Source organism: Dokdonella fugitiva (assembly GCF_014138265.1).
In the GTDB taxonomy this organism is placed as follows: domain Bacteria; phylum Pseudomonadota; class Gammaproteobacteria; order Xanthomonadales; family Rhodanobacteraceae; genus Dokdonella_A; species Dokdonella_A fugitiva_A.
In genome coordinates, this window is record NZ_JACGXL010000003.1 from 64,788 (window position 1) to 83,219 (window position 18,432).

Here is an 18,432-nt window from a genome sequence, read left to right on the forward strand (position 1 = left end):
ATCGCGTCGGCGACATGGTGCGGCGCGCGCCGATCGTCGTGCGCGAAGACCATTCGCTGCGCGAGGCAGCCGATCACATGGTCGCGGAGAACGTCGGTCGCGTGATCGTCGTCGCGGCACAGGCACCGCACGCGATGGTCGGCATCCTCACGCCGGCGACCTGCTCGCGCACGCGCGACGCCTGCGCGAAGCCAACGAGGCTTCCCGCCACATCCGCATGCGCGGCCGTACGCGCTGAGCGCGACCCGGCATGCGCGCGGGGTTGCACCCTGCGCGCACCGCATCGGCCTCAGTGCTGGACGATCGTCGACGACGGGCTGCCGTCGGTGGCATTGCCGGCGATGTTGTTGTTGCCGAACGAAGTCACCGCGCCGCCGGTCGCGTTCGACACGCCGACCGTATTGTTGGTGATCGTCGAATCGGACAGGAACACCTTGCCGAGCGCGCCAGCCGCATTCACGCCACCGCCGTTGTCGCTGACGAGCGCGTCGACGAGCGTGATCTGGGCGACCGCGGTCGATGCGGTCGCCTTCACGGCCGTCGTCGACATGTTGCTGACGATCGCCCCCTTCACCGAAACCACGCCCTTGCCCACCTTCAGGCCGAATGCGCCGTTGGTGAGCTTGATGCGCTCCATGCTCGCCGAGGCGTTGCCGCTCGCGCCCGCTTGCACCAGCACTGCGTTCGCGGTGGTGTTGTTGACCGTCGTGTCGAGCATCTCGAGCTTCGAATTGCCGCTCGGCTCGAAGTCGACGCCGGTCGCCGAGCCGGCGATGTAACAATCCTCGATCACGAGCTTGCCGCCGGCGAGGAAGCGCACGCCATTCGTGCCGCTGCCCGCGCCGTCGATGGAAAGGCCGCGCAGGACGACCGTGTCGCTCGCGCCTGCGTTCACGATCACGCCATTGACGAGCGTGTTCAGGATGCCACCCCACTTCTCCGGCCCCTCGATCGTGATCGCCTTGGTGATCGTGACGGCACCGAAGCCACCGGGGTCGAGCACATTGATGATGCCTCCGGCGGCCGTCTTCGAAATCGCACCCGCGAACGTCTTGCACGGCGCGGTGCGGCTGCACGGGTTGACGTCGTCGCCGACGCCGGAGACCCACGTGCGCGTCTGCGCATGGGCGGTCGAAGCGACAAGGATAAAAATGGACGAGACGACGAGCGCCTTGAGCGTCCGCATGCTGCACATGACGTGATCTCCCACTGGTGCGGGCCTGGCCCGGGGGCCGGCGCGACGGTGCCCCTTCCACCGCCTTCGGCAGGAATCACGTGTGTCGGCGGGGGCGCCGGTCAGCAGCGCAATGGCCCGATTTCAGCCCGTTCTTGCCGTAAAAACGCCGGTAGCCGACAATATCACGCTTGAACACTGGCGTTCCCATGATCGACCCGCAGCGCTATCCCCGCCTCGCCCGCATCGAAACCCCGGCGGACCTGCGCACCTTCCCCGAATCCGAGCTCGGCGACATCGCGCGCGAGCTGCGCGCGTACCTGATCGAGTCGGTGTCGACCTCGGGCGGTCATTTCGGCGCGAACCTCGGCGTGATCGAGCTCACCGTGGCGCTGCACTGGCTGTACGACACGCCGGTCGACCGCCTCGTCTGGGACGTCGGCCATCAGGGCTACCCGCACAAGATCCTCACCGGCCGCCGCGACCGCATCACGACGGTGAAGAAGAAGGACGGCGTCGCGCCGTTCCCGAAGCGCGACGAGAGCGAATACGACACGTTCGGCGTCGGCCATTCGTCGACGTCGATCTCGGCCGCGCTCGGCATGGCGATCGCCGCGCAGCGCAAGGGCGACCCGCGCAAGATCGTCGCCGTGATCGGCGACGGCGCGATGACCGCGGGCATGGCGTTCGAGGCGCTCAACCACGGCGGCGATGTCGAACCCGACCTGCTCGTGATCCTGAACGACAACCAGATGTCGATCAGCGAGAACGTCGGCGCGCTGACCAAGATGCTCGCACGCCTGATGGCGAGCCGCACGCTCAACAACATCCGCGAGCGCGGCAAGCAGATGATGAAGCGCGGCGGCTTCCTCTGGCGCTTTGCCAAGCGCTGGGAGGAACACGCGAAAGGCATGTTCGTGCCGTCGACGCTGTTCGAGGAACTCGGTTTCCACTACACCGGTCCGATCGACGGACACGACCTGCCGCAGCTCGTCTCCACCTTGCGCACGCTCAAGGGCCTCAAGGGGCCGCAGCTGCTGCACGTGATCACGACCAAGGGCAAAGGCTACGCGCCGGCCGAGCGCGAGCAGATCGAATACCACGCGGTCGGTCCGTTCGATCCCGAAGCCGGCGTCGTCAAGAAGGGCGGCGCGTCGAGGCCGAGCTACACCGAGATCTTCGGCGACTGGCTGTGCGACATGGCGGCCGCCGACGAACGCCTCTACGGCATCACGCCGGCGATGCGCGAAGGCTCCGGTCTCGTGCGCTTCTCGAAGGAATTTCCACAGCGCTACTTCGACGTCGGCATCGCCGAGCAGCACGCGGTCACGCTCGCCGCAGGCATGGCCTGCGAAGGTGCCAAGCCGGTCGTCGCGATCTACTCGACCTTCCTGCAGCGCGCCTACGACCAGCTCATCCACGACGTCGCCCTGCAGGATCTCGACGTGCTGTTCGCGATCGACCGAGCCGGCCTCGTCGGCCCCGACGGCGCGACGCACGCGGGCAGCTTCGACCTCTCGTACCTGCGCTGCATCCCGAACATGGTCGTGATGGCCCCCGCGGACGAGGACGAGTGCCGCCGCATGCTCACGACCGGCTTCCTGCACCAGGGTCCGGCGGCCGTGCGCTACCCGCGCGGCAGCGGCACGGGTGCCGCCGTCTCGAAGGAACTGCTGCCGCTGCCGGTCGGCAAGGCGGACCTGCGCCGTCGCGGCCGCGGCATCGCGGTGCTCGCCTTCGGCGCGATGGTCGCGCCGTGCGCGAAGGTCGCCGACGCGATCGACGCGACGCTGGTCAACATGCGCTTCGTCAAGCCGCTCGACGAGGCGCTGCTGCTCGAACTCGCGAAATCGCACGCGGCCTTCGTCACGGCCGAGGACAACGCGATCCTGGGCGGCGCCGGCAGCGCGGTCGCCGAAGCGCTCGCCGCGCACGGCATCACCGTGCCGATGCTGCACCTCGGCCTGTCGGATCGCTTCCTCGAGCACGCGAGCCGCGAAGAACTGCTCGCGAGCGACGGACTCGACGCCGCCGGCATCGAAGCGTCGATCCGCCGCCGCTTCCCCGACCTCACGCTCGCTCCCCCGCTGCGCAGCGCGGGTTGAGGGACTCGCGTTTCGGGCTTTTTGCCGCGCTACCGCGTGCGCGCAACCGCTACGACGTGGCGTAGCCGCCGGGGATGCCCTTGGTCGCGATCGCGACCGCATCGTGCGGATGCAGGCTTTCGTAATGCTCCGCACGCAGCCAGTAGTCGGCGATGCGCTCGTCGGCGTCGAGCATGCGGCGGATGCGTCGCGCGGCGTCCTCGCAGAACATGAGGTTCTGGCCGTTGGCGAGGGCGAACGCCTGCTCGTCCTCGCGCTTGACCGCGGTCTGCACCGGCGTCTGCAGCGCGCGCTCGACGCGATCGATCAAGTCCTCGACCGGCAGCTCGAAGCCGGGCACGAGGCGCAGGCGCAGCGTCGCCGCACTGCGCTGGCTGTGCGGCGTGGCGACGATGCCGCTGCTGCGGCCGAGCCAGGCGAGCACGGCGTCGCGTTGCAGCGGCCCGCGCCCGTCGAAATCGGCGGCGAAGCGATCCTGGATGAGCTGGCGCGCGAGCGCGGCCGAGGCCGGGCACGTGCTCGAGTACTGCACCTCGAGGCCGAGTTCGAGCGCGAACTCGCCGCCCTGCAGGCTCGCGCGCAGCTCGACCGGATACGCGCGCCAGCCGCTGTGCGCGCTGGCGAGCGCGGCACGCCGCACGAGGTGCTCGTAGCGCACGCGCACCCAGGCGCGATCGGCGAGGCCCGCGTGCGACTCGAGGAAATCGCGCAGCAGGCGACGCAGGCTCGCCGGCGTCAACGGCTCGGCCGAAAGGTGGCGATCGAGGTGCAGGTACAGGCGCGACATGTGGATGCCGCGCGCGTCCTCGCGCGCGAGGTTGACGAACGCGTCGACGCGCGCGCTCGCGCGTTGCGCGTGGCCGTCGGCGCCGAGCAGCAGCACGGGCATCTGGATGCGCTGCATGCCGACGCCGTCGAGCGCGCCGGCATGACCGGCCTGTACTTCGCTGGCGATGTCGGGCAGCAGGCGCTGCGGTTCGGGCGTCATGGACATGGTCGGGTCGGGCGGCGATGCGAGGATGCGTCGCCACGAGCTGGGGTCTTCACGCAGGACGTTCAATAGCTTAGCAGCAGGCCGGACTCCCGTCCGGCCTGCCCGATGGCCTCGCCGTGCCGACGGCGCGAAGTCAGCGCGCCCATCGCCGTCCCGCTCGCCATGCGGCCCACGAGGCGCGCAGCGGCAACCGCGTCATCGCGGCCTGCAGCGCGGCGAGCGGATCGTCGGCTGCGGCGGCGGAGCGCAGGCGCCAGCGGTCCGCGCTCGCACCCGCCGCGGCGAGCGGCCCGCCATTCGTCGCTTCGAGCGTCGCGTGGCGCGCACGCAGCACGCCGAGCCAGTCGCGCAAAGCCGCGGCCTGCGCAGGCGATGCGTGGGCGAGGTCGCCGCGCGCGAGCCGATGCCGCGCGAGCAGGTCGAGCGGCAGGGGCAGGCGGCCGTCGCGCAGCGCGTCGCCGAGCGTCGCGGTCTCCCGCACCGCGCGCGCGAGCGCGCGTGCATGCGCGAGCGTCGCCGCGTCGAGCGGTGCGAACAGGGCGGCTTCGATCATCGCGAGTGGGCGATACAACGCGGCGTAGGCGTCGAACAGCGCAGCCGCGTCCGCGGCCGGCTCGGGATCGCGCTGCGCGAACGCACCGACGACGACGTCCTGCCATTGCGCGAGCGACGCCACGGCGACGCCGGGCAGCGCGGCGAGCGCCTGCGTGAGCGGATGGCGCGCACTGCGGTCGCGCGTGCGCGCGAATTCCTCGGCCCACCACTGCAGCTTCAGCGCGGCCGGCTGCGCTTCGCGGATGCCGAATGCGGCATGCTCGATCTCGTAGCCGATGCACGCGAACGCGCCGTACGGCACGCGCAGCGCGGCCGGCACGAAGGTCAGCGCGAGCTCGAATTCCGGACATGCGCTCGCCCACTTCGCCTCGAAGCTCGCGAGCGGCACGTCGCGCGACGCGTCGTCCATCAGGCGAGCCCGAGCGCGGACAACAGGCCGAGCGGTTGATCGACGACGAGGTCGGCGCCCCATGCATGCGGGTCGCCGCCGTCGAGGTAACCCCACGCCGCAGCGATCGTGCGCGTGCCCGCGGCGCGCCCGGCGAGCACGTCGCGCAGGTCGTCGCCGATCATGACCGCGGACTGCGGGTCGATGCCGGCCTGCTCGCAGGCGAACAGCACGGGCGCGGGATCGGGCTTGCGCACGGGCAGGCAGTCGCCGGTGACGAGCGCGACCGCGCCGCGATGGAACTGCATCTGCTCGAGCATCGGCCGCGCGAGCCAGCCCGGCTTGTTGGTGACGATGCCCCAGGCGACGCCGTTCGCCTCGAGCCGGTCGAGTACTTCGGCGACGCCGTCGTAGAGGCGCGTGTGCACGGTCATCGCGACCGAGTAGATGTCGAGGAAGCGCGGCAGCCACTGGTCGATCATCGCGTCGTCGGCGCCGGGCAAGCCCTGGCGCAGCATCGCGCGGCCGCCCGCGGAGACGACGCGACGCACCGCCTGCGCGTCCGGCGGCGGCGCACCGAGTTCGGCGCACAGGGCCTGCACGGCGGCGACGAGATCGGGTGCGGAATCGACCAGCGTGCCGTCGAGGTCGAAGAACAGCGCGCGCGGCGCCGCAGCGCTCATGCGGGCCTGCTCGCGCAGGCGAGGTAGTTCACCGCGACGTTCGCGGTGAGCCAGGCGCGGCGCGTGAGCGGGTTGTAGGCGAGCCCGTGCAGGTCGTCGAGCACGAGGCCGTTCGCGCGCAGTTCGCCCGCGATCTCGCTCGGGCGCAGGAACTGCGCGTACTGGTGCGTGCCGCGCGGCAGCAGGTGCAGCAGGTACTCGGCGCCGAGGATCGCCGCGCCGAACGCGAACGGCGTGCGGTTGAGCGTGGACAGGAACAGCGTGCCGCCCGGCTTGAGCAGGGTCGCACAGGCGCGGATCACGCTGGCCGGATCGGGCACGTGCTCGAGCATCTCCATGCACGTGACGACGTCGAACGCGCCCGGCATGTCCGCGGCGAGCGCCTCGACCGCGACCTCGCGGTAGTCGACCTTCACCCCGCTTTCGTGCAAGTGCAGGCGCGCGACGTCGAGCACGGCGGGCGCGAGATCGATCGCGGTGACGTTGGCGCCCGCGCGCGCGAGCGCCTCGCTGAGCAGGCCGCCGCCGCAACCGACGTCGAGCGCGCGCGCGCCGTCGAGCGCGACGCGCTCGGCGACGTAGGCGAAGCGCACCGGGTTGAGGTCGTGCAGCGGTCGCGATTCGCCGTCCGGATCCCACCAGCGCGCGGCGAGGCGGTCGAACTTCGCGGTTTCGGCGGCGTTGACGTTCGTCATACCGCTCACTCCTTCGGCTCGGACATACCCGCAAGGTAGCCGCCGGTTTGCGTCGAATAGCTCGTCCAGCGGTCAGTCGAGAGCGAATCGTCGATGCGCTTGGCGAGTTTGGTGAGGGCCTCAATGTCGGCTTGCACGCGCTTGCCTTCGCAGCCTAGATCGACGCGGACTTGTTTGTTCGCGGTCGCGGAATGCAGTGCGATCATGAAGTGCGAATGGTCCGTCCAGCGCGCTTCGCAGCCGTCGCTCTCGTTCTGGTAGCTGTCCTGATACGACGTCAAAGCACTCAGCGACCGGATGAGCTCCGCGTAGTCCGCCGCATCAATTTTCGCAGTACGCACGCCGAGCGCACCCGTATTGGACTCGCCCATGTACGTGATGTGCCCGTCGCCATCGACCGTAACCGAATAGGCTGGGCACGGGCCGAGACACGCGTAGCGCATGAGTGCGATCGCCGGTCCGTCAGTTATTGCGGGCTGCTTCGCGCCATGTGCGAAACCGATGGGAGCCAGCAATGCGACGATGAATCCAGCTCCCTTCATTGCACCGCCCTCGCACAAAGGAATTTCATGCCGCGCCCGCAATTCGCTCACGCCAGCGCCGCGCCTTCTCGCGCACCTCGCCGAGGTCGACGTCGGGCAGCACGCGATCGCGCAGCTTGCGCGCACCCGCGATCCAGACGTCGCTGACCTGCTGGCGGCCGGTCACGTAGACGAGTTGCGAGACGACGTTGTAGAGCGGCTGCGTCTCGATGTCGTCGAGGCGCACCGCGGCGAGGTCGGCCTGCTTGCCGGCCTCGATGCTGCCGACGCGTTCGCTCCAACCGAGCGCGAACGCGCCGCCGAGCGTCGCCGCGCGCAGCGCGCTCGCGGCATCGAGTGCACTCGCGTCCTCGGCGACGGCCTTGGCGAGCAGCGCCGCCGTGCGCATTTCGCCGAACATGTCGAGGTCGTTGTTGCTCGCGCAACCGTCGGTGCCGATCGCGAGCTTGACGCCCGCGCGGCGGAGCTTTTCGGCCGGGCAGAAGCCCGAGGCGAGCTTGAGGTTCGATTCGGGACAGTGCACGACCGCGACGCCCGCCTCCGCGCACGCGGCGATCTCGGCGTCGGTGAGCTGGGTCATGTGCACGGCGATGAGATGGTCGTTGACGATGCCGAGCGACTGCATGCGCGCGAACGGGCGCGCGCCACGCTCGCGCTTGGCGTCCTCGACCTCGTGCGCGGTCTCGTGCAGGTGCAGGTGCACCGGCAGGTCGAGCTGGTCGGAGAGCAGGCGGATGCGCTCGAAGCTCTCGTCGGACACGGTGTACGGCGCGTGCGGCGCGAAGCTCGTGCCGAGCAGCGGCTCGCCGCGGAATTCGTCGTGCACGGCGAGGCCGCGGTCGAAGTATTCGTCGCGCGTCGCCGCCCATGCGCTCGGGAACTCGATGATCGGCAGGCCGACCATCGCGCGGAAGCCGAGGCGGCGGTAGGTGGCCGCCTGCACGTCGGGGAAGAAGTAGTTCTCGCTGCAGCAGGTGGTACCGCCGCGCAGCATCTCGGCGACCGCGAGCTCGATGCCGTCGCGCACGAACTCGGGCCCGATCGCCTTCGCCTCGGCCGGCCAGATGTGCTCCTGCAGCCAGCGCATCAGCGGCAGGTCGTCGGCGAGCCCGCGCATGAGCGTCATCGGGTTGTGCGTATGCGCGTTGACGAGGCCGGGGATGAGCGCATGCTCGTCGAGCACGACGCGCTCGCGCGGCACGTAGCGCGCGCGTGCGTCGGCGACCGGCAGCAACGCGACGATGCGCCCGCCGTCGACCGCGACCGCATGGTGCTCGAACACGACGCCGTGCGGCTCGACCGGGACGACCCAGCGGGCTTCGATGAGGAGATCGATGGGTTGCATGACGGCCCTTGCATCGCGAGAGGGTTGGGTCGGCCGCTGGCGCGGCCTCGTGAGGTCGCCCGTCCTGCGGACTCGCTCGCCAGATGCGCTGCCGTTCTCACGAGGCGCGCAGCGCCGTCCTCACGAGTCCGTCCACGCTGCGGACGGACGCCCTCCCGTCCAGCCGCGAGCGGCTGGACGGTCCTGCTTCACTTCACGCGCGACATGTATTCGCCGGTGCGCGTGTCGACCTTGATCTTCTCGCCCTGGCCGACGAACAGCGGCACGCGCACGACCGCGCCGGTCTCGAGCGTGGCCGGCTTGCCGCCGCCGCCCGAGGTGTCGCCGCGCACGCCCGGATCGGTCTCGGTGATCTCGAGCTCGACGAACACCGGCGGCGTCACCGTCAGCGGCGCGCCATTCCACAGCGTGACGATGCACACCTCGTTGCCCTTGAGCCACTTCGCCGCGTCGGCGACCGCGCTCTTGTCGGCGGCGATCTGCTCGTGCGTGTCCGGATGCATGAAGTGCCAGAACTCGCCGTCGGCGTAGAGGAACTCCATGTCGGTATCCATCACGTCGGCGGCCTCGACCGAGTCGGTCGACTTCATCGTCATTTCGACGGTGCGGCCGGTCTTGAGGTTGCGGTACTTCACGCGCGTGAACGCCTGGCCCTTGCCCGGCTTCACGTACTCGGTGTCGACGATCGTGCACGGATAGCCGTCGACGATGATCTTCTGGCCGTTCTTGACGTCGTTCATGCCATAGCTGGCCATGGGTCACTCCTGCTGGATGTTGTCGGGGGCGCCCGGGCCGGCGAACGCGGGGCCGGGTGGACTCCGGACGCGATCGTCGGCAAGGGCGTTCGGCAAAACCGGCTACAATGGACGGTTCCTGCGACCGAACGCATCGGACGTATCCGCCCATGATACCTGCTAACCGGCTGCCGGCGCAGCCTGTGCGCTGGCAGCAGCTCTGGCGCGAGTCCGTCACCGACCCGCGCGAACTGCTCGCCCTGCTCGGCCTCGCCGAGCGGGCCGGCGAGCTGCTGCCCGCGGCCGATACCGGCTTCGCGCTGCGCGTGCCGCGCGGCTTCGTCGCGCGCATGCGCCACGGCGACGCCGACGACCCGCTGCTGCGCCAGGTGCTGCCGCAGGCGGCCGAGCTCGGCGAGGTACCCGGCTTCACGCGCGACGCGGTCGGCGACCTCGCCGCGCGCAGCGCGAACGGCGTGTTGCACAAGTACGAAGGGCGCGCGCTGCTCGTCGCGACCGGCTCGTGCGCGGTGCATTGCCGCTACTGCTTCCGCCGCCATTTCCCGTACGCGGACGACACTGCGGCGGCGAACCGCTGGAGCGAAGCCGTCGGGCACCTGCGTGCGGACCGCTCGATCGGCGAGGTGATCCTGTCCGGCGGCGACCCGCTGTCGTTGTCGACCGGCAAGCTCGCCGAGCTCGGCGACGCGCTCGCGACGATCCCGCACGTGCGCCGCCTGCGCATCCACACTCGCCTGCCGATCGTGCTGCCGGAGCGCGTCGACACCGATTTTCACCGTTGGCTCGCGGCGCTGCCACTGCAGCGCGTGGTCGTGCTGCACGCGAACCACCCGGCCGAGATCGACGCCGGCGTCGACGCCGCGTGCGCGCGCCTGCGCGACGCCGGTGCCACCCTGCTCAACCAGGCCGTGCTGCTGCGCGGGGTCAACGACGACGTCGACGTCCTCGCCGGGCTGTCCGAACGTTCGTTCGCGGCCGGCGTGCTGCCGTACTACCTGCACCAGCTCGACCGGGTCGCCGGCGCGGCGCATTTCGAGGTCCCGGACGCGCGGGCGCAGGCGCTGGTCGATGCGCTGCGCCGGCGCCTGCCCGGCTACCTCGTGCCGCGGCTCGTGCGCGAAGTCGCTGGTGAACCGTCCAAGACCCCGTTGTAAGCCTGTTGCAAGGCCGATGAACGGCCCATGGAAATGAATAGCCGAATCCGGTAAATAACAACCAGCCGTCCGTGGGCTCGCACCTCCGGAAACTCCGTCGCAACGCGTGCCCCAGGCGCGGAGCCGGCAGGCCCCACCACCGCCGCACCCGATCCGCCGCCCCGATGACCCGATCCGACAACATCATCAAGCTGCTGCTCGTCGACGACTCGGTCGACGACGCCGAACAGACCATCAGCATCCTGCGCAACGGCGGCATCGCCGTGCGGCCGGCGCGCGCGAGCAACGAGGCGGAGCTGGAAGCCGCGCTCGAGCAGCAGACGCCCGACCTCATCATCGCCGACCTCAACTGCAAGGAACTGCCGCTGCAGCGCGTGCACGAGCTCGCCGAACGCGGCGGGCGCGACATCACCCTGATCGCATTCGGCCGCGGCGTGACCGAAGCGGCGATCGTCAAGGCGTTCCGCGAAGGCGCGCGCGCGATGATGCTGCGCGACTCGCACGAGCACGTGCAGATGATCGTGCGGCGCGAGTTCGAGGCGCTGACGATGCGCCGGAGCGTGCGCCGCCTCGAGGCGAGCCTGCGCGAATCCGAACGCCGCTGCGAGGCGCTGCTCGATTCCTCGCGCGACCCGATCGCCTTCGTGCACGAAGGCATGCACGTGCGCGCGAACAAGGCCTACCTCGAGATGTTCGGCTTCGACGAGTTCGAGGACGTCGAGGGCATGTCGATCCTCGACATGATCGCGTCGCAGGACGCCGACGACTTCAAGTCGCTGCTCAAGCGCCTTTCCAAGGGCGAGAAGCCGCCGCAGCGCCTCAACCTTAAGGCGCAGCGTTCGGACGGATCGACGTTCGACGCGACGATGGAGTTCACCGAGGCGAGCTACGAGGGCGAGCCCTGCCAGCAGATCACGTTCCGCCTGCAGACGGTGGATCCGAACCTGACGCAGGAACTCGAGGCGATGCGCCAGAAGGACCTCGTCACGGACCTGTACAACCGCCAGTACCTGATGACCCAGCTCGAGGAAGCGGTCGCGCGCGCGGCCAACGGCAAGACCGACCAGGCACTGCTGCTGCTCGAGCCCGACAACTTCAAGCAGGTGCTCGACACGGTCGGGCTCGGCAACGCCGACGTGCTGCTCGGCGACATGGCGACGATGCTGCGCCGGCACGCCGGCGAAGACCTCGTCGCCGGGCGCGTGTCCGAGCACACCTTCGGCCTGCTGCTGCCCGCGCACGACGTCGACGCGACGCGCAAGCTCGGCGAGAAGCTGCGCAACGCGTTCGGCGAGAAGATCTTCGAGGTCGGCAAGCAGTCGATCAGCCTGACCATGAGCATCGGCGGCGCGCTGCTCGGCGAGAAGAACGCGAACGCGTCCGCGGTCATGAACAGCGCCATGACCGCGCTGCGCTCGTCGCAGAACGAAGGCGGCAACCGCCTCAACGTGATCGATCCGTCCGAGCAGGACAAGGCCGCGGTCGAGAGCACGCGCCGCTGGCTCGAGGCGATCGACCACGCGCTCGCGCACAATGGCTTCGTGCTGTACTACCAGCCGATCATCAGCCTGCACGGTGCCGAAGGCGACTACTACGAGATCCTGCTGCGCATGGCCGGCCCGAAAGGCGAGATCCCGCCGGCGCAGTTCCTGCCGATCGCCGAGCGCAACGGCCGCATGCCGGCGATCGACCGCTGGGTCATCGCGAACGCGATCCGCGCGATCGCCGAACGCGAGCGCTCGGGCCACAAGACCACGTTCTTCGTGAAGCTGACGCCGCAGTCGCTCGAAGACCAGACCCTGCTGCCGTGGGTCGCGCAGCAGCTCAAGACCGCGCGCCAGCGCGGCGACTCGCTCGTGTTCGAGATGCCCGAGAGCAAGGTCGTGACGAGCCTCAAGCCGGCGCGCGCGTTCGCCAAGGGACTCGAGCAGATCCACTGCGGCTTCGCGCTCGAACAGTTCGGCTCCGGCCTCAACTCGTTCCAGCTGCTCAAGCACATCCCGGTCAACTACCTGAAGATCGACCGCAACTTCATGGCGGAGCTGCCCAAGCACAAGGAAAACCAGGAGAAGATCAAGGAGATCTGCGACCAGGCGCACCACGCGGGCAAGCTCACGGTCGCCGAGTTCGTCGAAGACGCGGCGAGCATGTCGATCCTGTTCAGCTGCGGCGTCAACTTCGTGCAGGGCAATTTCCTACAGGAACCGGAGAAGATCCTCAGCCACGCCGCGGCGTGACGCCCCGCCGTGTCGCGAGCAAAAAGGCCCGGGATTCCGGGCCTTTTTCGTTCCCGCAGCGATCGTCGACGGCTGCGTTCGCGGCAGCTTCGGCCGCGATGCGTTTCGATGACGCAGCCACCGGAGCAAGGCATCGCGGCTGAGCCGCTCCCGCTGCGTCCGATCAGGCGGCCGCGCGCAGGGCCGCGACGCGCTCGGCGATCGGCGGATGGCTCATGAACAGGCGCGCGATGCCGCCTTCGCCGGAGATGCCGAACGCCTGGATCGCCTTCGGCAGGGTCGACTCGCCGTGGTTGGCGTCGAGGCGCTCGAGCGCGGAGATCATCGCGCCACGGCCGGCAAGGCGAGCGCCGCCGGCGTCGGCACGGAACTCGCGCCAGCGCGAGAACGCCATCACGATCAGCGACGCGAGCAGGCCGAGCACGAGCTGCAGCACCATCACGATCGCGAAGTAGGCGAAGCCGCCGCCACCGCCGTCGCGGTTGCCGCTGATCGCGCGGTCGACCAGCGTGCCGATCACGCGCGCGAGGAAGATCACGAAGGTGTTGAGCACGCCCTGCAGCAGCGCCATCGTCACCATGTCGCCATTGGCGATGTGGGTGATCTCGTGGCCGAGCACGGCGTCGACCTGCTCGCGGTCCATGCTCTGCAACAGGCCGGTGCTCACCGCGACGAGCGAGCTGTTCTTCGACATGCCGGTCGCGAACGCGTTCATCTCGGGGCCGTCGTAGATCGCGACTTCAGGCATGCCGATGCCCGCCTTCTGCGCGTGCGAGCGCACCGTGTCGAGCAGCCACTGCTCGCTCGGGTTGCGCGGCTGGGTGATCACCTGCGCGCCGACGGACATCTTCGCCATCCACTTCGACATCGCGAGCGAGATGAACGAACCGCCCATGCCCATCACCGCAGCCATGATCAGCAGGCCCGACAGGTTGAGGCCGCCGCGGCGGTAGGCGTAGACGTCGAGCCCGGTCAGCTTCACGACGATGGTCAACAGCGCCATCACCGCCAGGTTGGTCAGGACAAACAGTACGATGCGCAGCATGGCCTTCCTCGATGTCGACTACGGTCGGGTTCCGCATCGGCCCCGCATGGGGGCGCCGATCGCGTTGTTGCTCAACTGGACGGCGGCGTTCCGCGCCGCTGTCCGGCCTGGCGTTCCCGGCGTGCGCCGGAAGGCGCTTGCACCGATCCGCCGCTCGCGCGCCGGATCGCGGGCGGCACGTCCGGGTGCCACGGGAACGCCGGGATCCTTCGAAATTCCCAGATGGGGGCGCCCGCCGCGTTTGGAAGCCTATCGCTTTCGCCGCGCATCCGGGAGTCCGTGTTGGACCGCGAAACACGCGACGGGTTCGCCGTGACGGCGGCGCGCGGCCGCTTCGCGCCGTCGCCGACCGGGCGCCTGCACTTCGGCTCGCTCGTCGCCGCGCTAGGCAGCTGGCTGTTCGCGCGTTCGGCGGGCGCATCGTGGATCGTGCGCATGGAAGACCTCGACCGCGAACGCGAAGTCGCCGGCGCGGCCGCGGGCATCCTCGCCGCGCTCGACGCGTTCGGCCTCGCCGGCGACGAGCCGGTCGTGGCGCAGAGCGCTCGCACGCCGCTCTACGCCGCGGCGCTCGCCCGCCTCGAGCGCGACGGCCACGCCTACCGATGCTGGTGCAGCCGCACCGACCTCGAGCCGTTCGGCGGCATCCATCCGCCCGCATGCGTCGCGCCCGCGCGCGACCGCTCGCCCGCCTGGCGCCTCCACGTCGGCTCGGCACGGATCGGCTTCGACGACCGCGTGCAGGGCGCGCAGCACCAGGACCTCGCGCACGAGGTCGGCGACTTCGTGATCTGGCGCGCCGACGGCGCCTGCGCCTATCAGCTCGCGGTCGTCGTCGACGACGCCGCGCAGGGCATCGGCGAAGTCGTGCGCGGCGCCGACCTGCTCGACTCGACGCCGCGACAGATCCTGCTGCAGCGCCTGCTCGGATTTCCCCTACCCACCTACGCGCACCTGCCGCTCGCCCTCGGCGCCGACGGCCGCAAGCTCAGCAAGCACGAGGCTGCGCTCGCGGTCGACGCGCGCGATCCGCTGCCGGCGTTGCGCGCGGCGCTGCATTTCCTCGGCCAGCCCGCGTCGACGGAACGCAATGTGCACATGTTATTGTCGCGGGCTTCACGCGAGTTCGATGCGCTGCGGATTCCACGCACGGCGACGGCTCCACCCGCGTTTGCGGCAGCGCGCAATGCAACCTCGTGAGGCTCAGGCACAATCGCGACAGGCGCCTCGCGCGCCTCCCGCTCCACCCTTTCGAAATGGAGTACATGTCATGACGGCACGCGTCGCCCTCGTCACCGGTGGCACCGGCGGTATCGGCACCGCCATCTGCAGACACCTCGCCAAGCTCGGCCACAAGGTCGCCACGAACTACCGTGACGAGGCGAAGGCGAAGGCGTGGCAGGACGCCCAGCGCAAGGACGGCTTCGACTTCGCGCTCGCGAAGGGCGACGTCGCCGACGCCGCGATCGCCGAGGCGATGGTGCGCGACGTCGAGAAGCAGCTCGGCCCGGTCGAGATCCTCGTCAACAACGCCGGCATCACGCGCGACACGACCTTCCACAAGATGAACGCGCTGCAGTGGCAGGAAGTCATCGCGACCAACCTCGGCTCGTGCTTCAACGTGACGCGCCCGGTCATCGACGGCATGCGCGAGCGCAAGTGGGGCCGCATCGTGCAGATCAGCTCGATCAACGGCCAGAAGGGCCAGTACGGCCAAGCCAACTACGCGGCCGCGAAGGCCGGCATGCACGGCTTCACGATCTCGCTCGCGCAGGAGAACGCGAAGTTCGGCATCACCGTGAACACCGTGTCGCCGGGCTACGTCGGCACCGACATGGTGATGGCCGTGCCCGAGGACGTACGCGCGAAGATCGTCGCGCAGATCCCGATCGGTCGCCTCGGCGAGCCCGACGAAATCGCCTACGCGGTCGGCTTCTTCGCGAACGACCAGGCGCGCTGGATCACCGGCGCGAACCTCGCGATCAACGGCGGCCAGTACATGGGTTGGTGATGTGCGTGCTTATCCGACGCCCTCCGGCGTCGGATACGCGCATCGCCAGGTGAGACAGGATGTCGAACGGGCAGCGGCGCAGGGATGCCTGCTTGGCCCGGTTTGCTTGCCCTTGAGGCGTCGGATGCGCTTATTCGACGCCCTCCGGAAGGGTACGAGGAAGGTCGCGTCCGCGAAGCCGGAGCGGGGTCGGCATGCGACCTTTGCTGCGCAGCATCCCCAACTGGTGCGCCGCATCACATTCTGCTAGCGTTGGCCGATGACCACGCCCCGCATCATCAAGAAGTACCCGAACCGCCGGCTGTACGACACGGAGATCTCGAGCTACATCACGCTCGAGGAGATCCGCCAGCTCGTGCTCGACGACGAGGAATTCGAGGTCCGCGACGCCAAGACCGGCGAGAACCTGACCCGCTCGGTGCTGCTGCAAATCATCGCGGAGTACGAGGAACGCGGGCAGCCGATGTTCACGACCAAGCTGCTGTCGCAGATCATCCGTTTCTACGGCGATTCGCTGCAGGGTTTCATGGGTGGCTATCTCGAACGGAGCCTGCAGGTCTTCCTCGACCAGCAACAGCAGTTCCGCAGCCAGCTCAACAACATGCTCGGCCAAGGGCCGTGGTCGATGCTCAACGACCTCACCGAGCGCAACATGGACATGTGGAAGTCCTTGCAGCAGGGCTTCCTCACCGCCGCCGCGAACAGCGTGCGCGGTACGCAGGACCCGGGCAAGAAGAAGGACGGCAAGTCCTGACCGGACCGCCCCGCCGGCTCGCGGCAGGGCGACGCATCGCAGCAAAATCGAGCGGCGTTCGATGCCGCATCGCACGATCCAGGGGCAATCCATGAGCAAACGCGTCGCCGTCGTCACGGGCGGCATCGGCGGACTCGGCAGCGAGATCTGCAAATACCTCGCACGCGCCGGTCGCCAGGTGATCGCCGCCGACCTCGCCGCGCGCAGCGAGCGGCTCGAGGCGTTCCGTGCCGAAACAGCCGGGTTCGACGGCGCGATCGTGTTCGAACCGCTCAACGTCGCCGACCATGCCGGTTGCGCCGCGTTCGTCGAGCGCATCGCCGCGCAGTACGGTCCGGTCTCGATCCTCGTCAACGCCGCCGGCATCACGCGCGACACGTCGCTGCGCAAGATGAGCGCCGAACAGTGGGGCGACGTGTTGCGCGTCAACCTCGACGGCGTGTTCAACATGTGCCGTCCGGTCGTCGACGGCATGACCGCGCAAGGCTTCGGCCGCATCGTCAACATCTCGTCGGTGAACGGCCAGACCGGCCAGTTCGGCCAGACCAACTATTCCGCCGCGAAGGCGGGCATGCACGGCTTCACGATGGCGCTCGCGCGCGAAGTCGCGAAGAAAGGCGTGACCGTCAACAGCGTCTCGCCGGGCTACTGCAACACGCCGATGGTGCAGGCGGTGCCCGAAGAGATCCGCAACCAGATCATCGCGAACATCCCCGTCGGCCGCCTCGGCGAGCCGCGCGAGATCGCGCGCACGGTCGAGTTCCTCGCTGCCGACGACGCCGGCTTCATCACCGGCGCGAACATCCCGGTCAACGGCGGCTACTTCATCGATTTCTGAGGCACGCGCGCGCTAGAAGTCGAAACCGTCGATGTAGATGAAATCGTCCGGCGTGCGCTCGCAATCGTAGGTGACCGTCATCGGATCACCCGCCTCGACGACGTCGAAGTCGGTCGGGCGGATGCCGTACAGCGAGTGCGAGTCGATGTCGACGTCGGCATCGGTCCACTTGTGCGTCGTGAACTCGTCCGACTCCGCGGTCAGCGGCACGCCGCCGCCGTCGGAGAGGAACATGCCGTACTTCTGCAGCGTGCGCAGGATCACGCGCACCGATTCGTTGGTGCTGAATGCGTTCACGCCGAACGTCTGCTTGAGCTTGAGGCGCGAACCGTACGGCACCGCGTTCACGTTCGTGTCCGAGGTGGCCAGCGTGCCGTGCGATGCCGGGTGCACGTACTTGTCGTTCGCCATGCGGTTGTTGCCGAGGATGAAGCGGATCGCGTGGCCGAGATCGCCGTGCGCCTGGGCCGCGGTCCACACCTCGTCGGCATTGAACAGCAGCGGCGCGATCGGGAAACCCGCGCCGTCGGCGCTCGTGCAGTGCTCGCCGCGGCCGTGGCGCGGATAGGTCTTCGCGAGGTCCCAGCGCAGGCCGCAGATCGCATGCACGCCGGTCGCATCGGCGGACTCCGTCGCGTACGCCTCGTAGAGGATCTTGCTCGCGTCGTTGACGACGAGCAGGTGGCAATCCTCGTTCCCGGCGTCGCACGCATACGCCGGCGGGCTGGTGCCCTCGATGCCACCACCGGCGGGAACGGGAAACGGCGCGCCCGGCGCGTCGCAGTCGGGGCTGTAGTAGTCGCCTTCCGACGGCCACGCGACGATCGGCCGCGTCGTCGTCGATCCGTTCGCGTGCAGCACGTAGAACGAGAAGTCGATGTGGAAATCGAAGTCGCGATCGTCGCCCCATCCCGACGCCGAGAACGCGGCGAGGTGGGTCATCATGGGGCCCGAGTTCGAGCGCAACGTCGCGTGGCTGACGTCGACGTTCCAGATCGCGGTCGGCTGCGAGAAGCGCGGCAACGGCGCGGCCGCGGCGAGCGCCGGCAGCGCCGAGAAGGCACAGGCTAGAACGGTGGATCGGCGCATCGGACTCCCCTCGCGATGGTGCCCATCCTCGCCCGCGCGAAGACGAATTTCCGCGCACTGCGTCGCAG

At 69.2% G+C, this 18,432-nt stretch carries 17 protein-coding genes and 1 pseudogene; 8 read left to right on the top strand and 10 right to left on the bottom strand.

What is annotated here, in order from left to right; translation table 11 throughout:
• Positions 1 to 14: 14 nt before the first annotated feature.
• Positions 15 to 92: pseudogene (locus tag FHW12_RS21600) on the top strand (hypothetical protein); the annotation flags it as partial.
• 197 nt (positions 93 to 289) lie between these two features.
• Here the strand turns inward: FHW12_RS21600 and FHW12_RS10700 are convergent.
• The gene (locus FHW12_RS10700; protein ID WP_182531025.1) at positions 290 to 1,195 is read right to left on the bottom strand and encodes a right-handed parallel beta-helix repeat-containing protein; all 906 of its coding nucleotides are present in this window, start codon (positions 1,193 to 1,195) and stop codon (positions 290 to 292) included.
• A 188-nt stretch (positions 1,196 to 1,383) separates the two neighbouring features.
• Here FHW12_RS10700 and dxs point away from each other — a divergent pair, with 188 nt between their 5' ends.
• Positions 1,384 to 3,279 (top strand): 1-deoxy-D-xylulose-5-phosphate synthase, encoded by a 1,896-nt coding sequence (gene dxs, locus FHW12_RS10705; RefSeq protein WP_182531026.1) that lies wholly within the window; start codon positions 1,384 to 1,386, stop codon positions 3,277 to 3,279.
• Between the two features lie 49 nt (positions 3,280 to 3,328).
• Here the strand turns inward: dxs and folE2 are convergent, their stop codons facing one another.
• The 7 genes from folE2 to efp form a co-directional block, all read right to left on the bottom strand.
• Complete coding sequence (gene folE2, locus FHW12_RS10710) at positions 3,329 to 4,273, bottom strand: GTP cyclohydrolase FolE2 (protein WP_182531027.1); 945 nt, start codon at positions 4,271 to 4,273, stop codon at positions 3,329 to 3,331.
• 133 nt (positions 4,274 to 4,406) lie between these two features.
• Positions 4,407 to 5,237 (bottom strand): hypothetical protein, encoded by an 831-nt coding sequence (locus FHW12_RS10715; RefSeq protein WP_182531028.1) that lies wholly within the window; start codon positions 5,235 to 5,237, stop codon positions 4,407 to 4,409.
• A complete protein-coding gene (locus FHW12_RS10720; RefSeq protein WP_182531029.1) occupies positions 5,237 to 5,899 on the bottom strand; it encodes an HAD family hydrolase in 663 nt (220 codons plus the stop codon). Before FHW12_RS10720 ends, FHW12_RS10715 begins: the two co-directional genes overlap by 1 nt.
• Positions 5,896 to 6,594, bottom strand: a complete 699-nt coding sequence (gene ubiG / locus FHW12_RS10725) for a bifunctional 2-polyprenyl-6-hydroxyphenol methylase/3-demethylubiquinol 3-O-methyltransferase UbiG (RefSeq protein WP_182531030.1) — start codon at positions 6,592 to 6,594, stop codon at positions 5,896 to 5,898. The genes FHW12_RS10720 and ubiG overlap by 4 nt, the downstream gene beginning before the upstream one ends.
• A gap of 5 nt (positions 6,595 to 6,599) precedes the next feature.
• Positions 6,600 to 7,187: a DUF6438 domain-containing protein gene (locus FHW12_RS10730; RefSeq protein WP_182531031.1), complete on the bottom strand. Its 588-nt coding sequence runs from the start codon at positions 7,185 to 7,187 to the stop codon at positions 6,600 to 6,602.
• Positions 7,162 to 8,481: a TRZ/ATZ family hydrolase gene (locus tag FHW12_RS10735; RefSeq protein WP_182531032.1), complete on the bottom strand. Its 1,320-nt coding sequence runs from the start codon at positions 8,479 to 8,481 to the stop codon at positions 7,162 to 7,164. The genes FHW12_RS10730 and FHW12_RS10735 overlap by 26 nt, the downstream gene beginning before the upstream one ends.
• A gap of 188 nt (positions 8,482 to 8,669) precedes the next feature.
• Positions 8,670 to 9,236, bottom strand: a complete 567-nt coding sequence (gene efp, locus FHW12_RS10740) for an elongation factor P (RefSeq protein ID WP_182531033.1) — start codon at positions 9,234 to 9,236, stop codon at positions 8,670 to 8,672.
• 149 nt (positions 9,237 to 9,385) lie between these two features.
• Here efp and epmB point away from each other — a divergent pair, with 149 nt between their 5' ends.
• Together epmB and FHW12_RS10750 are read left to right on the top strand one after the other, a co-directional pair.
• On the top strand, positions 9,386 to 10,390 hold the full coding sequence (epmB, locus tag FHW12_RS10745; protein WP_182531034.1) for an EF-P beta-lysylation protein EpmB: 1,005 nt from the start codon (positions 9,386 to 9,388) through the stop codon (positions 10,388 to 10,390).
• 164 nt (positions 10,391 to 10,554) lie between these two features.
• The gene (locus FHW12_RS10750; protein WP_182531035.1) at positions 10,555 to 12,627 is read left to right on the top strand and encodes an EAL domain-containing response regulator; all 2,073 of its coding nucleotides are present in this window, start codon (positions 10,555 to 10,557) and stop codon (positions 12,625 to 12,627) included.
• 163 nt (positions 12,628 to 12,790) lie between these two features.
• On the opposite strand, the gene htpX is transcribed toward FHW12_RS10750, so the two are convergent.
• Positions 12,791 to 13,672 carry a protease HtpX gene (htpX, locus tag FHW12_RS10755; RefSeq protein WP_182531036.1) on the bottom strand — a complete coding sequence of 294 codons (882 nt, stop codon included), beginning with the start codon at positions 13,670 to 13,672 and terminating at the stop codon, positions 12,791 to 12,793.
• A gap of 282 nt (positions 13,673 to 13,954) precedes the next feature.
• Between htpX and gluQRS the strand changes: the two genes are divergently transcribed.
• The 4 genes from gluQRS to phbB (FHW12_RS10775) all read left to right on the top strand — a co-directional run bounded on the left by gluQRS (position 13,955) and on the right by phbB (FHW12_RS10775) (position 17,275).
• Positions 13,955 to 14,872: a tRNA glutamyl-Q(34) synthetase GluQRS gene (gluQRS, locus tag FHW12_RS10760; protein WP_259393004.1), complete on the top strand. Its 918-nt coding sequence runs from the start codon at positions 13,955 to 13,957 to the stop codon at positions 14,870 to 14,872.
• 70 nt (positions 14,873 to 14,942) lie between these two features.
• Positions 14,943 to 15,683, top strand: coding sequence for an acetoacetyl-CoA reductase (gene phbB, locus FHW12_RS10765; RefSeq protein WP_182531038.1), 741 nt, complete (start codon positions 14,943 to 14,945; stop codon positions 15,681 to 15,683).
• Between the two features lie 259 nt (positions 15,684 to 15,942).
• Positions 15,943 to 16,437, top strand: a complete 495-nt coding sequence (phaR, locus tag FHW12_RS10770) for a polyhydroxyalkanoate synthesis repressor PhaR (RefSeq protein ID WP_182531039.1) — start codon at positions 15,943 to 15,945, stop codon at positions 16,435 to 16,437.
• A gap of 91 nt (positions 16,438 to 16,528) precedes the next feature.
• On the top strand, positions 16,529 to 17,275 hold the full coding sequence (gene phbB / locus FHW12_RS10775) for an acetoacetyl-CoA reductase (RefSeq protein WP_182531040.1): 747 nt from the start codon (positions 16,529 to 16,531) through the stop codon (positions 17,273 to 17,275).
• Between the two features lie 12 nt (positions 17,276 to 17,287).
• Here phbB (FHW12_RS10775) and FHW12_RS10780 read toward each other — a convergent pair whose 3' ends face one another.
• Positions 17,288 to 18,364 (bottom strand): hypothetical protein, encoded by a 1,077-nt coding sequence (locus FHW12_RS10780; protein WP_182531041.1) that lies wholly within the window; start codon positions 18,362 to 18,364, stop codon positions 17,288 to 17,290.
• Positions 18,365 to 18,432: the final 68 nt, after the last annotated feature.